Annotated in this window: 12 protein-coding genes; 5 read left to right on the forward strand and 7 right to left on the reverse strand. The window is 63.7% G+C overall.

The features are described from left to right. The first annotated feature begins 126 nt into the window (after positions 1-126). The 5 genes from LQD11_RS01545 to LQD11_RS01565 are packed head-to-tail and all read left to right on the forward strand — an operon-like array spanning position 127 to position 6,752. On the forward strand, positions 127-810 hold the full coding sequence (locus LQD11_RS01545; RefSeq protein ID WP_008932683.1) for a class I SAM-dependent methyltransferase: 684 nt from the start codon (positions 127-129) through the stop codon (positions 808-810). A gap of 48 nt (positions 811-858) precedes the next feature. Continuing rightward, complete coding sequence (locus LQD11_RS01550; protein ID WP_238615935.1) at positions 859-2,310, forward strand: circularly permuted type 2 ATP-grasp protein; 1,452 nt, start codon at positions 859-861, stop codon at positions 2,308-2,310. Positions 2,311-2,343: 33 nt separating this feature from the next. After that, entirely contained in the window at positions 2,344-3,294 is a 951-nt protein-coding gene (locus tag LQD11_RS01555; protein WP_040405789.1) for an alpha-E domain-containing protein, read from the forward strand. A 24-nt stretch (positions 3,295-3,318) separates the two neighbouring features. Next, positions 3,319-5,877: a circularly permuted type 2 ATP-grasp protein gene (locus LQD11_RS01560; protein ID WP_238615936.1), complete on the forward strand. Its 2,559-nt coding sequence runs from the start codon at positions 3,319-3,321 to the stop codon at positions 5,875-5,877. Beyond that, positions 5,877-6,752: a transglutaminase family protein gene (locus tag LQD11_RS01565; protein ID WP_238615937.1), complete on the forward strand. Its 876-nt coding sequence runs from the start codon at positions 5,877-5,879 to the stop codon at positions 6,750-6,752. Before LQD11_RS01560 ends, LQD11_RS01565 begins: the two co-directional genes overlap by 1 nt. A 56-nt stretch (positions 6,753-6,808) precedes the next feature. Here the strand turns inward: LQD11_RS01565 and LQD11_RS01570 are convergent, their stop codons facing one another. The 7 genes from LQD11_RS01570 to LQD11_RS01600 all read right to left on the reverse strand — a co-directional run bounded on the left by LQD11_RS01570 (position 6,809) and on the right by LQD11_RS01600 (position 13,177). After that, positions 6,809-8,440, reverse strand: a complete 1,632-nt coding sequence (locus LQD11_RS01570; RefSeq protein ID WP_276315644.1) for a cation acetate symporter — start codon at positions 8,438-8,440, stop codon at positions 6,809-6,811. Further along, complete coding sequence (locus tag LQD11_RS01575) at positions 8,437-8,745, reverse strand: DUF485 domain-containing protein (RefSeq protein WP_238615938.1); 309 nt, start codon at positions 8,743-8,745, stop codon at positions 8,437-8,439. The genes LQD11_RS01570 and LQD11_RS01575 overlap by 4 nt, the downstream gene beginning before the upstream one ends. Before the next feature lie 180 nt (positions 8,746-8,925). Beyond that, the gene (locus tag LQD11_RS01580; RefSeq protein ID WP_238615939.1) at positions 8,926-9,732 is read right to left on the reverse strand and encodes a proteasome-type protease; all 807 of its coding nucleotides are present in this window, start codon (positions 9,730-9,732) and stop codon (positions 8,926-8,928) included. A gap of 94 nt (positions 9,733-9,826) precedes the next feature. Continuing rightward, the gene (locus LQD11_RS01585; RefSeq protein ID WP_238615940.1) at positions 9,827-10,621 is read right to left on the reverse strand and encodes a hypothetical protein; all 795 of its coding nucleotides are present in this window, start codon (positions 10,619-10,621) and stop codon (positions 9,827-9,829) included. A gap of 145 nt (positions 10,622-10,766) precedes the next feature. Further along, positions 10,767-11,087 carry a high-potential iron-sulfur protein gene (locus tag LQD11_RS01590; RefSeq protein ID WP_238615941.1) on the reverse strand — a complete coding sequence of 107 codons (321 nt, stop codon included), beginning with the start codon at positions 11,085-11,087 and terminating at the stop codon, positions 10,767-10,769. Between the two features lie 369 nt (positions 11,088-11,456). Continuing rightward, entirely contained in the window at positions 11,457-11,948 is a 492-nt protein-coding gene (locus LQD11_RS01595; protein WP_238615942.1) for a DUF3833 domain-containing protein, read from the reverse strand. Further along, on the reverse strand, positions 11,945-13,177 hold the full coding sequence (locus tag LQD11_RS01600) for an SAM-dependent methyltransferase (protein ID WP_238615943.1): 1,233 nt from the start codon (positions 13,175-13,177) through the stop codon (positions 11,945-11,947). The genes LQD11_RS01595 and LQD11_RS01600 overlap by 4 nt, the downstream gene beginning before the upstream one ends. Between the last annotated feature and the right edge of the window lie 11 nt (positions 13,178-13,188).

Here is a 13,188-nt window from a genome sequence, read left to right on the forward strand (position 1 = left end):
TTTGCTTCGTTCCCTCTCATATCCGGATGTCCCCATCCCGATGAGGAGAGGTAGATGGTATCCCGACTTGAATCTGTCGTCTCGACTCGTTAAAACAGCCTAACACTCCAATTGTGATCAGACCCCATGGACCTCTCCTCGATCCGCAGTGCCTACCGCCGCTATGCTCGCTACTACGACCGGGTGTTCGGGCCGATCTTCGCCGGGGGCCGCCGCATGGCCGTGCATCTGGTCAACAATGGCCCCGGTCAACGCATTCTGGAAGTGGGCGTCGGCACCGGTCTGTCGTTGCCGGAATATCGCCAGGATGCCCGTGTGGTCGGCATCGACATCAGCCCCGACATGCTGCAGCTGGCCCGGGAACGGGCCCGGGACGGGGCGCTGCCCCAGGTGGAGGCCTTGTTGGAGATGGACGCGGAGGCGCTGGCGTTTCCGGACAACAGCTTTGACGGGGTGGTGGCCATGTACGTGGCCTCGGTGGTGCCCAATCCTGACAAACTGATGGCGGAGATGCGGCGGGTCTGTGTGCCCGGCGGGGATGTGGTGGTGATCAACCATTTTGCCTCCCGCCATCCCTTCCTGCGGCGGCTGGAGCAGATGCTGCGTCCGCTGTCCCGCCTCATGGGTTTTCGTCCCGACATGGAACTGGACAGCCTGCCGGAGTGGCCGGATCTACATCGCGTGGCGGTACACAAGACCAACCTGTTCGGTTACTGGAAGCTGGTCCATTACCGCAGCAGCGATGCGCCGGTGCCGTTGCAGGGCGGGGAGACGGTCGCGGTCAAGGCCGCCGCCGACCAACCCGGCTGAAGCACGCCCGTCACCAGCGGGTCCCATTCTGGAACCACGGAACACCCCATGACCATCGACTGGAAGTCCTACGACCCGGCCGGATTCTATGATGAACTCATCGCCGCCCCGGGTCAGGCCCGCGAGGCCGCGCTCACCCTGACCAATTATCTGCGCTCCCTGAGCGATGAAGAGCTGCACGAACGCAAGGCGGCGGCCGAGCACGCCATTGTGGAAATGGGGATTACCTTCACGGTCTACACCGAAGGCGGCAATATCGACCGGGCTTGGCCCTTCGACATCATTCCCCGCATCATCTCCCGCCACGAATGGGCCCGGGTGGAAGCGGGACTGGCTCAACGCCTCACCGCCCTGAACCTGTTCATCAACGATCTCTACAACGAGCAGCGCATCATCAAGGACAAGGTCTTCCCCAAGTCGATCCTGGCCAAGTCCAAAAACTTTCGCGAGCAGTGCATCGGCATCCAGCCCACCCATGGTGTCTGGGCCCATATTTGCGGTTCCGACCTGGTGCGGGATGCCGACGGCACCTTCTACGTGCTGGAGGACAACCTGCGGGTACCGTCGGGGGTGTCCTACATGCTGGAAAACCGTCAGGTCACCAAGCGGGTCTTTCCCGAGTTGTTCGACAACTACAGCATCCGCCCGGTGGATGAGTACCCCTCCCAGCTCTTCGACATGCTGGCGGCCCTCTCACCGCGCCCGCTGGATTATCCGGAGGTGGTGGTGCTGACGCCGGGCATCTACAACTCCGCCTATTTCGAACATGCCTATCTGGCCCAGCGCATGGGGGCGGAACTGGTGGAGGGATCCGACCTGATGGTGGGGGATGATGACTGTGTCTACATGCGCACGGTGGCGGGCCTGGAGCGGGTGGACGTGATCTATCGTCGGATCGATGACCTGTTTCTGGACCCGGAGGCCTTCAATCCCGATTCCATGCTGGGGGTGAGGGGGCTGATGCGGGCCTGGCGCAAGGGCAACGTGGCCCTGGTGAACGCCCCCGGTGCCGGCGTGGCGGACGACAAGGTGGTCTATGCCTTCGTGCCCAAGATGATCCGCTACTATCTGGATCAGGACCCGATCATTCCCAACGTGCCCACCCATCTGTGCATGGACCCCAAGGAGCGGGAGTACGTGCTGGCCAACCTGGAGCATCTGGTGGTCAAGCCCGCCAACGAGTCCGGTGGCTACGGCATGATCGTCGGTCCCCATGCCACCCGCAAGCAGCGCCAGGAGTTCGCCGAGCTGATCCGCAAGGATCCGCGCAACTACATTGCCCAACCCACCCTGAAGTTGTCCACCTCGCCCACCCTGTGCGATGGCCGGCTCGAACCCCGGCACCTGGACCTGCGTCCCTTCATCCTGCAGGGGGTGCGCACCGATGTGACCGCCGGCGGTCTGACCCGGGTGGCCCTGCGCAAGGGCTCCCTGGTGGTCAACTCCTCCCAGGGCGGGGGGAGCAAGGACACCTGGATCGTGGATACGGACACGGATTGAACCCGCTTCTTACCAACCTGCAGGCCTGACACCATGCTTTCACGTGTTGCCGAACGTCTTTACTGGATGGCCCGTTACATCGAGCGGGCGGAGAATACCGCGCGCATGGTCACGGCCTTCAATCATCTGGCCCTGGACATGCCGCGCAGCGTGCGCCTGTCCTGGCGGGGCATGGTGTCCATCACCGGCAATGAATCGATCTACGAGAAGAATTACCGCAAGTACGACGAGCGCAACGTGGTGAAGTTCCTGCTGGCGGACGACGATAACCCGGGGTCCATTCTCAATGCCCTGCGGGCGGCCCGGGAAAACGTGCGCACCACCCGGGATCTGGTCCCCAGCGAGGTCTGGGAGACGGTGAACGAGCTGTATCATCACGCCGACTCCGCCCTGGACACGGGGATGAGCAAACGGGGGCGCTATCAATATCTGGTCAAGGTGATCAGCCACTGCCAGCAGCTGACCGGCATGCTGGCGGGCACCATGAGCCATGACGCCGCCTATGACTTCATCCGCGCCGGCCGCAATCTGGAGCGGGCGGACATGACCACCCGCCTGCTGGATGTGGGCGCCATGGGGCTTTTGAGCAATGATCCCCAGGACGAGGCCGCCATGGCCCAGTTCGAGAGCCTGTTGTGGGTGAACATCCTCAAGTCCCTCAGCGCCTTCCAGATGTATCGCCAGCATGTGCGGCGACGTGTGAACGGCGAGGATGTGCTTAAATACATCTTCCAGGACCGTGAGTTTCCCCGTGCCGTGGCCCATGCCCTGGGCGAGGTGGAAATCAGCCTGACCAACCTGCCTCGCAACGAGACACCGTTGCGACTGGCGATTCAGGTCCGGCGTCATGTGATGGAAGCCAATGTGGACAAGCTCCTGGAGGCGGATGAGCTGCACCGCTTCATCGACCAGCTGCAGCAGGAGATGAACGAATTGCACGACATGATCGCCGACACCTGGTTCAGCCTGGACAGGGCTGCCTGACCGGGCCTTCGCCCGGCCCGTCTCATGTCCACCCCCACGCCCCTGTCGCTGCTGGCCCCGGAATATGCCCTGTCCGGGAACCGTTTTGACGAACTGCTCACCCCCGAGGGTGTCCTGCGTCCGCAATGGGAGCCGATCATGGGGGCGCTGGTGCAGTTGGGGCCGGAGGGGCTGGCGGAACGGGCTGCGGATATCGGGCGTCTGCTGCGAGAGAGCGGGGTCACTTACAACGTTTATTCCGATCCCCGGGGGGCGGAGCGGCCCTGGCCCCTGGACCCGGTGCCCATGGTGCTGGAGAGCAAGGAATGGGCCGTCATCGAGACCGGTCTGATCCAGCGGGCGGAACTCCTGAACCTGATCCTCAAGGATCTCTATGGTCCCCGGGAACTGATCCGCAAGGGGCTGCTGCCCCTGGACCTGATCTACGGCTATCCGGGATTCCTGCGTCCCTGCGTCGGCAGCCTGCCCGCCATCCCCAACCCCCTGGCCCTGTACGCGGCCGATCTGGTTCGCCGTCCCGACGGGCATTTCGTGGTCCTGGGAGATCGCACCCAGGCCCCTTCCGGGGCAGGGTACGCCCTGGAGAACCGGGTGATTCTGTCCCGGGTATTCCCCAGCCTGTACCGGGATGCCCAGGCCCATCGGCTCACCCGGTTTTTCCAGACCCTGCGCCGCACCCTGGCCACCCTGCGCGCACCGGCCATGGGACAGAATGAACCGCGGGTGGTGCTGCTCTCCCCCGGCCCCCTCAACGAGACCTGGTTCGAGCATGTGTACCTGGCCGGCTACCTGGGATACACCCTGGTACAGGGGCAGGATCTGGTGGTTTCCGAGGGACGGGTCTGGTTGCGTTCCCTGAACGGCCCCGAGCCGGTGGACGTGATCCTGCGACGGGTGGATGACGGCTTCTGCGACCTGCTGGAACTGCGCCAGGATTCCTGGCTGGGGGTGGCGGGCCTGCTGGAAGTGGCGCGACGGGGCAGGGTGGCCATCGTCAATCCCCTGGGCAGTGGCGTACTGGAATGTCCCGCCCTGTCCGCCTATCTGCCCGCCATTGCCCGCCACCTGTTGGGGCAGGATCTGATCCTGTCGACGGTGGAGACCTGGTGGTGCGGTGATCCCCGGCAACGGGATCATGTCCTGTCCCGGCTGGAACGGTTGGTGATCCGTGATCTGGAACCGGGTCGCAGCAGCGCCGTGTTCGGTGATGCGCTGTCCCGACCGGAACGGGAATCCCTGGAAGCGCGCATCCGCGCCAACCCCGGCGGCTTTGTAGCCCAGGAGCGTCTGGAACTGTCCACCCTGCCGGCCTTCGGCCCCGAGGGCGACCTGGAGCCCCGTCGGGGTTGGTTGCGAACCTATCTGTGTGCCCGGGACGGTGATTACGTGGTGATGCCCGGCGGCCTGTCCCGAGTGGCCGGCGCCAGGGATGCTGCCTGGGTCTCGAATCAGGCGGGCGGGGTGAGCAAGGATACCTGGGTGCTGGCCTCCGAGGCCGAGCCGTCACCGGCCCTGGTGGGGGCCATGCCCATGGTGGGTGGACTGGGTACCCCGGTATCGTTGTCGGGACGGGTGGCGGAAAACCTGTTCTGGATGGGGCGCTATGCGGAGCGGGCGGAGGGTACCCTGCGACTCATGCTGGTGGTGCTGATGCGCCGTCGCCTGGTGAGGGAATCCGGCGGGAGCGGTGCCCGGGATGCCACCCTGCGTACCCTGCTGCGGGCACTGACCCACCTGACGGCCACTTATCCCGGCTTTGTCCTGGAAGGGGCGGAGACCGCCCTGACCGATCCGGCGCCGGAGTTGCTGGCACTGATCCTGGACCGTGAACGCATCGGGAGCCTGAGCTTCACCCTGCAGTCCTTGCTGCGGGCCGGACATGAACTCAGGGATCGCATCTCCGGTGATAGCTGGCGGGTCATCTCGGCCCTGCGGGAGCGCAGCAACGCCCTGGGGCAGTGGCAACCCCGTGATCCGGAACATCTGGTGCGCCACCTGGATGAACTCATCACCCACCTGCTGGCCATGTCCGGCCTGGCCCAGGAGAGCACGCCCCGGCATCTGAACTGGGTTTTCCTGGATGCCGGACGCCGCCTGGAGCGGGGCCTGATGCTGGCCGGCCTGCTGCGGGCCACCCTGGTGCGCCCTTGCGCCCCGGAGGACGAGCCGGCCTTGCTGGAAGCGGTCCTGAACTATGCCGAGAACACCGCCGCCGATCCCCACGCCCTGCGTCCCGAGGCCCTGCTGGACAGTCTGCTCCTCGATGAACGCAATCCGCGTTCCCTGGGGTTCCAGCTGGCCGCCCTGGAGTGCCATGGCGCCGCCATGCCCCGGACCGAGCGGGATGAGCGCCTGACCCCGGCGGAGCGTCTGATCCTGGAGGCGCGCAATGAACTGCGTCGCCTGCATCTGCGTGAACTGGCCCTGCCGGACACGGAAGGTCATCGCCAGGCCCTGGATCAGTGTCTGGCGCGCCAGCAGCACTTGCTCGGCAGCGCCTCCGATGCCCTGAGCCGATCCTATTTTGATTTCACCCGCAGCCAGCATCTGCTGGTTTCCAATCTGCCCGAGCCTGGGATTTGATGATTTACCGCATCCGGCACGTCACCCGCTACCGCTATCCCAGTCCCGTGGGTCTGTGCCACAACGAGCTTCACCTGGCACCGAGGGATACGGCGACCCAGTCCCTGCAATCCCTGGCCCTGCAGGTGAGCCCATTGCCGGGCTACCAGGGGGAGCGGGTGGATTTCTTCGGCAACCGGGTCCATCACTTCAGTATCCAGCAGAGCCATCTGGAACTGGAAATCACCGCCAGCAGCCAAGTGACCTTGCAGCCGTCCGGAGTGGAGCCCCTTGGTCTGCAGTCCTGGGAAACGGTGCGTGACCGGCTGGAACGGGAGGTGACGCCGGAGATCCTGGACGCCCGACAATATGTCCTGCCGTCGCCTCAGGTGCCGCTGTTGCCGGAATTGCGGGACTATGGTGCGGCCTCTCTATTGCCGGGACGGCCCCTGGGGGAAGCGGTGGCGGATCTGATGGGACGGATTTTCCAGGAGTTCGAGTATCGGCCGGGATTCACTTCCGTGAGTACGGAACTGCCCGTGGTGATGCGTCATCGTTGCGGTGTCTGCCAGGACTTTGCCCATCTGGCCCTGGGCTGTTTGCGCAGCCATGGGCTGGCGGCACGGTATGTCAGCGGCTATCTGGAAACCCTGCCGCCGCCGGGACAGGAAAAGCTGGAAGGGGCTGATGCCTCCCATGCCTGGTTTTCCGTCTACATACCGGGCGAGGGCTGGCTGGATCTGGATCCCACCAACAACCTGATTCCCATGGACCGGCACATCACCCTGGCCTGGGGACGGGACTACACGGATGTGACCCCGGTCAAGGGGGTGCTGTTCGGGGGCGGAGACTCCCACGACCTGGAGGTCCAGGTGGACGTGGTGCGGGAAGGGTAGACGGGCACAAAAAAAGGCCCTTCTCCCGAAGGAGAAGGGCCTTGAAGGGAACGACCTTAGTGCTGCGAGGCCTTGTCGATGCCGATGCCCGTCTGGGCACGGATGTACTGGGCTTCGAACAGCTGCTTGTCCACCGCCGCCCGCTTGGACTTGTCCATCAGGGAGAAGACCCAGATGCCGACGAAGGCAATGGTCACGGTGAACAGGGCCGGGTTGCTGTAGGGCACGATGGCCTGTTCATTGCCCAGCACCTGCACCCACACGTTCGGGCCCAGGACCACCATCACCACGGCAGAGACCAGGCCCAGGGTGCCGCCCAGGACCGCGCCCAGAGTGGTCATGCCGCCCCAGTACATGGACATGATCAGCACCGGGAAGGTGGTGGAGGCGGCAATGGTGAAGGCCAGACCCACCAGGAAGGCGATGTTCTGACTCTGGAAGGCGATCCCCAGCAGCACCGCGATCACACCCAGCACCAGGGTGGCCACGCGGGATACCCGCACTTCCTGCTGGCTGGTGGCGTTCTTATTGATCACGTTGGCGTACAGGTCATGGGAGATGGCCGAGGCACCCGCCAGGGTCAGGCCGGCCACCACCGCCAGGATGGTGGCGAAGGCCACGGCGGAGATGAAGCCCAGGAACAGGTCGCCGCCCAGGGCATGGGACAGGTGGACCGCCGGCATGTTGGAACCGCCCAGCATGTTGCCGGCTTCGTCGAAGTAGGCCGGGTTGCCCATCACGAAGGCGATGGCGCCCATGCCGATGATGAAGGTCAGCACATAGAAGTAGCCGATGAAGCCGGTGGCATAGAACACGGACTTGCGGGCTTCCTTGGCACTGGGCACGGTGAAGAAGCGCATCAGGATGTGCGGCAGGCCGGCGGTACCGAACATCAGGGCGATCCCCAGGGAGATAGCGGAGATCGGGTCATTCACCAGACCACCCACATTGAAGATGCTTTCCCCCTTCTGATGGGTTTCGGCCGCGGTGCGGAACAGGGTTTCCAGGCTGAAGTCGGACAGATACAGGGCCATCACCGCGATGAAGGTGGCGCCGGAGAGCAGCAGTACCGCCTTGATGATCTGCACCCAGGTGGTGGCCAGCATGCCGCCGAAGGTCACGTAGGCGATGATCAGCATACCCACGATGATCACGGCCACTTCAAAGCGCAGGCCGAACAGGGTCTGGATCAGGGCGCCCGCGCCTACCATCTGTGCGATCAGGTAGAGCAGGACGATGGTGATGCCGGCAAAGGCCGAGAACACGCGGATGGGAGTGCGCTGGAAGCGGAAGGACACCACGTCGGAGAAGGTGAACTTGCCCAGGTTGCGCAGGCGTTCGGACATGATGAACATGATCACCGGCCAGCCCACCAAAAAGCCGATGGAATAGATCAGGCCGTCGAAGCCGGAGGTGTAGACCAGCGCGGTGATCCCCAGGAAGGATGCCGCGGACATGTAGTCACCGGCGATGGCCAGGCCGTTCTGGAAGCCGGTGATGCCGCCCCCGGCGGTGTAGAAGTCGGAGGCGGTCTTGGTGCGCCGGGCCGCCCAGTAGGTGACCCCCATGGTGGCGACCACGAAGATCAGGAACATGATGGTGGAGGCATAGCTGATGCCTTCACCCGCATAGGCGTTGGCCGAGGCCATCAGCAGGGCGGCTGCCGTCAGAGCAATAAGGATCTTCATCGTGCCAGCTCCCTCACCTTGTCACTCAGCTTGTCGAACTCGGTGTTGGCCTTGTAGACGTAGATGCCGGTCAGCAGGAAGGCAAACACGATGATGCCCACGCCCATGGGAACACCCAGGGTGATGATGCTGTCGCCGAAGGGGCGGATGGACAGCACGGAGGGTGCGAAGGCCACCAGCATGATAAAGGCGTAGTACACCAGCAGCATGAGCGCGCTCAGTCCCCAGGCCAGCCTTGCCCGTTTCTTGACGAGCGTCTGGAAATCGGGATCCGCCTTGATACGATCGATCGTACTTTGGTCCATGGACCTCCCCTCTATCAGGTTGATTTTGGTTATGATCAAATAACTTTTTGTTGCACCGCAAAAAGTCTGTTGCGCAGTTTACCCACATGCGACTGAACATGGAAAAAAAATGCGGAAATTGGAGACAATGTCCGCAGAAAACAGGGATGCCGGTGGCGTGGACAGGGGGGAGAGGCTGACTCAGCCCTTTTTGACCGTCTTTTTGGCGGCTTTGCGCAACGTGGTGATTTGCGTGCTGCGACGTTTTTGGCCACGGGTGCCTTCCCAATCGAAACGGGGCAGATCCTGAAAGGCCCGCCGGATATTGTCGTCCCAGGCCCGTTTGAGATCCATCAGATAATCATCGTCCGCGTCCAGGCAGAGGTAGTGTTCGAAGGCCAGGGTGTCCCTTTCGTAGACGATCACCTCGATCGGCGGACCCACGGTCACGTTGGAACGCATGGTCGAGTCGATGGATACCAAGGCGCAGCGGGCTGCGTCTCCCAGCGAGGTTTCCCGCGCGACGATGCGGTCCAGGATGGGCTTGCCGTACTTGCTTTCACCGATCTGCAGGAAACGGGTATGGCTTGACGTGGTGATGAAGTTGCCCTGGGGATAGATGAGATAGATTTCCGGCGCCTGCCGGCCGATCTGCCCTCCCAGGATGAAGGAGGCATCGGCGCTGAAGCCGGCCTTGGTCAGGGTGTCCTCATGCTTTTCCCGTTCTTCCCGGTTGATGCGTCCCAGGTAGGCGGCCGCGTCGGACAACCCCCGCACGGAATGCAGGCTCTCCTCGGCCTCGTCCTCGATATCCCGTTTGATTCGGGCGAGGACGGCCTGGGAGGTGGCCAGATTGCCCGCGGTCAGCAGTACGAAGACGCGTTCCTTCTCCAGTTCGAAGGTGTGCATCTTGCTATACATCGCCACCTGATCCGCACCCGCGTTGGTGCGTGAATCGGAAGCGAATACCAGTCCGTCGTCAAGGGTGATGGCAAGGCAATAGGTCATGAAGGGAGGGAGTCCGGCTCAAGCGTCGCTAGGCATAGTAGGCGTGGGGGAAACGGGCGTCAATCACGCCGGTCTCGGGCCGAGAGCAGGGGAGTCAATCGTGGATGACGTCCACCCGCACGAATAACGGCATGTCCTGCCAGTCCTGCTGTCGTCGGGTACCGCTGACGCGGGCGGCGTCTTCCCTGCGGTTGGTGCCGGCATGGGTCAGGGGTATCCATTCACCCACCGGGCCGGAAAGTGTGCTTTCGCTGGCCTGCAGGTCCAGGCGTCCCCCGCCGGTCGGACTTTCCCGCTCGTACACCGTGCGGATGTCCAGGTGCACCCGATCGCCGGACAGCAGGCGGGGACGCACCAGGAAGCCGCGTCCCAGGTCCCGGTACTCCACGGATGTCTCCAGGGCGAAGCCGCCCGGCACGGGAACCAGGCGCTGGCTGCCCACGGGGATGGATTCGCCGCTGCGAATGAAGGCGGCATGGCCTTCCAGGACCCTCAGGGTTTGATGCTCCACGCCCCGGTCGGTGGTGGTACGGCGGGCGATGCGGGGGGGCTCGGGCGCCATCGGCAGTGCCGGGGCGGCATCCTGGTTTGCGCTTCCCCTGCGCACGCTGATGTACAGATTGCGTGGCGGGGTGTCCAGGTCGGCGATGACCCGCTGGATTTCCGCCAGGGTCTGGGTACGGCTGCGGACGATGAGCGTGAAGCCGCTGCCGGTGATGACATCGCGGGGACCCAGCAGGGGTTCGATGAGGGGCAGAATCTCTTCGGCGGGGCGATGTTCCAGGGTGATGACCTGGGCAGTGGGCACGGCGGCTCCGGCGATCCCGGGCAGGAGCAGGACCAGCGTCAGGATCAGGGCCTTGCTCAGTCCGGCGCAGGGTGATGTCACGGGTGGATCTCCCCAAGGGTCATGACCATTACGACTGTACCGGACGGGGAAGATTCCCCGCAAACGAGAAGACCCGCGCAAGGCGGGTCTTCTCCGGGTGGCGGCCCGAAAGGGCCGCCTGCAACCGTCAGCGGTCGTGGCGGGATCAGCCGCGAGCCACGTAGGCGGTGCACCAGCCGTTGGCGTTCACCAGCTTGTTGGGGAACACGGCGCAGCCGCCCCACTCGGTGGCGCTGGGGTCGGTGTACAGCAGGCAGTTGATGCACTTCTGACCCGCGGCGTGAGAGGGGTGGTCCACGCTGGCGCCGTCATGCTTGTAGTTCAGGGCCAGGGCCTCGGGGGAGTTCTCATCCAGGCGCTCGGCGGCCACGGCGGTGCTGATGCCCATGCTCACGACGGGGATGGCGGCCAGGCCGGCGGCACCGAACTTCAGGAAGCTTCTGCGGCTGAGGTCTTGCTTCTTCATTATGGTCTTCTCCTAACGTCTCGCGATGTTTACATCATGGGGCGCAGCCGCGGGTACATGGCCCGATCCTGGTCTGTGCCTCAGGAGGTGGCGGAAATCGATCCGCCACTGAAGATCCCGACAAGAATGTGTGTCGCCATTCCTGATGGGCTTACAAATATAACGGAATATGACGGCCGGTAGTATCCAACATTGTGATGCCAAGGGCTAGTCCGGAAGCTTGGTGTGTGTCAAAAAAAACGTGGATGTGCCGGATCGGTCATTCCCGCGAAAGCGGGAATCCAGGGGATGGAGTGAAAGCGTCTGGGCTCCCGCTTTCGCGGGAGCGACGGTGCAGTGCAGAGAGAGCGACGGCACGGTTTTTCCATTTCATGCAGACTCCGGTTCCCTGTCCTGCTTTTGGAAGAACAGCGTCACTTCCCCCAGGCGGATGCCGAACTTGCTCATCACGGCCCGGTTCACCAGCACCCCGTCCTCGTGCATGAACATCCAGTCATCGAAATTGACCTTCACCACCCGGGTACCGATGGGCAGGTTCAGCACGTAACGGAAGTTGAAGGCCTGACCGTAAAGCTTGCCCACGGCCACCCCGTCCACATCGGCGGCACGGCCTTCATAGGTGTGTTCGTCGAGGCGTCTCAGGCGCCAGACCCGTCGGTCCTCTTCACCGTCCAGGTAGACGAAATCCTCTTCCAGCACCAGTTCGCCGTCTTCCACGTATCCCCGGATATCCACCGTGAACTGGCGCCTGACCTTGCCGAAACGATCCTGGAACAGTCCCCAGGCCCGCACGTCGCCGGTGAAATAGGCCTCCAGATCCAGGGCCGGTGTGGTGTTCGCATAGTCTTCGGGTTTCATCATTTCGCCTCCAGCACGGCGTGCATCAGGTCCGTGTTGCGGGAGCGGAATCCTGCTTCGCAATAGGCCAGATAGAAACGCCAGGTGCGCAGGAATCGCTGGTCATAACCGCCCAGACTCAGGATGGCCGGTGCCTGCTCGCACACCCGCTGGTACCAGTGGTGCAGGGTGTCCGCATAGTCCTGGCCGAAGAAGGCGGTTTCCCTGATCTTCAACCCCGCCTCGGTGGCGTGTTGTTCAAAGGCCGGTACCGAGGGCAGCATGCCTCCCGGGAAGATGTAGAGCTGAATGAAGTCCGCATGGGTGCGGTAGTAGTCAAAGGCCTTGACGTCGATGGTGATGACCTGAACGGCGGCACGGCCGCCGGGACGCAGACATTGCCGCACGATCCGGAACCAGGTGGGCCACCACCGTTCTCCCACGGCCTCGAACATCTCGATGGAGACCACGTGGTCGAACTGCTCTTTCAGGTCGCGGTAGTCCTGCAGTCGCAGTTCCACCCGATCCGACAGTCCGGCGGCCTTGATGCGTCGGCGGGCGTAGTCCAGTTGCTCCCGGGACAGGGTGATGCCGGTCACCCGGTAGCCCTGGCGGGCCGCATGTTCGGCAAAGCCGCCCCAGCCGCAACCGATCTCCAGGATATGCGCACCGGGCGCGGCCTCCAGGCGTTCCAGCAGCCGGGCGTATTTGCGTGTCTGTGCCGTCTCCAGGGATTCCTCCGGCTGCTCGAACACGGCCGCGGAATAGGTCATGGTGGGGTCCAGCCATTGTTGGTAGAAGTCATTGCCCAGGTCGTAATGAAAGGCGATGTTGCGGCGACTGCCGGGACGGCTGTTGCCCCGCAGGCGATGGCGCAGGCTGTCCCACAGGTGGGCCGGCCTTGAACCGTTCACCAGATGGGGAATGTGGGGTTGGTTCACCGCGCCCATGTTGAGCAGGGCGGGCAGATCGGGGCTGTCCCAGTCACCCACCATGTAGCCTTCACCGAATCCCACCAGCCCTCGGGTGAGCAGGCGCCGTACCAGCGCGAAGGGGCGGTGGATGCGGATTTCTCCGCTGCCGCCGGGATGCCGGCCCTCGATGGTCCAGCGATGGCCATCCGGCGTCTCGATGGTGAGATCCCCCTGATGCAGGTGCCGAAGATGGCGCAGCAGCAGACGCAGGGCCAGGGACGGGGCGCGGGAGGCGAGGGTGCTGGTGCTGCCTTGGGTGGGGGTCTGTTCCAGGGACATCGGTGTTTCTC

The organism is Ectothiorhodospira shaposhnikovii (assembly GCF_022227765.1).
Lineage (GTDB): Bacteria > Pseudomonadota > Gammaproteobacteria > Ectothiorhodospirales > Ectothiorhodospiraceae > Ectothiorhodospira.

What these genes read in the sequence shown, in the direction of transcription:
- LQD11_RS01545 (WP_008932683.1), top strand. Translation starts at nt 127, where the DNA reads ATGGACCTCTCCTCGATCCGCAGTGCCTACCGCCGCTATGCTCGCTAC.
- LQD11_RS01550 (WP_238615935.1), top strand. Translation starts at nt 859, where the DNA reads ATGACCATCGACTGGAAGTCCTACGACCCGGCCGGATTCTATGATGAA.
- LQD11_RS01555 (WP_040405789.1), top strand. Translation starts at nt 2,344, where the DNA reads ATGCTTTCACGTGTTGCCGAACGTCTTTACTGGATGGCCCGTTACATC.
- LQD11_RS01560 (WP_238615936.1), top strand. Translation starts at nt 3,319, where the DNA reads ATGTCCACCCCCACGCCCCTGTCGCTGCTGGCCCCGGAATATGCCCTG.
- LQD11_RS01565 (WP_238615937.1), top strand. Translation starts at nt 5,877, where the DNA reads ATGATTTACCGCATCCGGCACGTCACCCGCTACCGCTATCCCAGTCCC.
- LQD11_RS01570 (WP_276315644.1), bottom strand. Translation starts at nt 8,440, where the DNA reads ATGAAGATCCTTATTGCTCTGACGGCAGCCGCCCTGCTGATGGCCTCG.
- LQD11_RS01575 (WP_238615938.1), bottom strand. Translation starts at nt 8,745, where the DNA reads ATGGACCAAAGTACGATCGATCGTATCAAGGCGGATCCCGATTTCCAG.
- LQD11_RS01580 (WP_238615939.1), bottom strand. Translation starts at nt 9,732, where the DNA reads ATGACCTATTGCCTTGCCATCACCCTTGACGACGGACTGGTATTCGCT.
- LQD11_RS01590 (WP_238615941.1), bottom strand. Translation starts at nt 11,087, where the DNA reads ATGAAGAAGCAAGACCTCAGCCGCAGAAGCTTCCTGAAGTTCGGTGCC.
- LQD11_RS01595 (WP_238615942.1), bottom strand. Translation starts at nt 11,948, where the DNA reads ATGATGAAACCCGAAGACTATGCGAACACCACACCGGCCCTGGATCTG.
- LQD11_RS01600 (WP_238615943.1), bottom strand. Translation starts at nt 13,177, where the DNA reads ATGTCCCTGGAACAGACCCCCACCCAAGGCAGCACCAGCACCCTCGCC.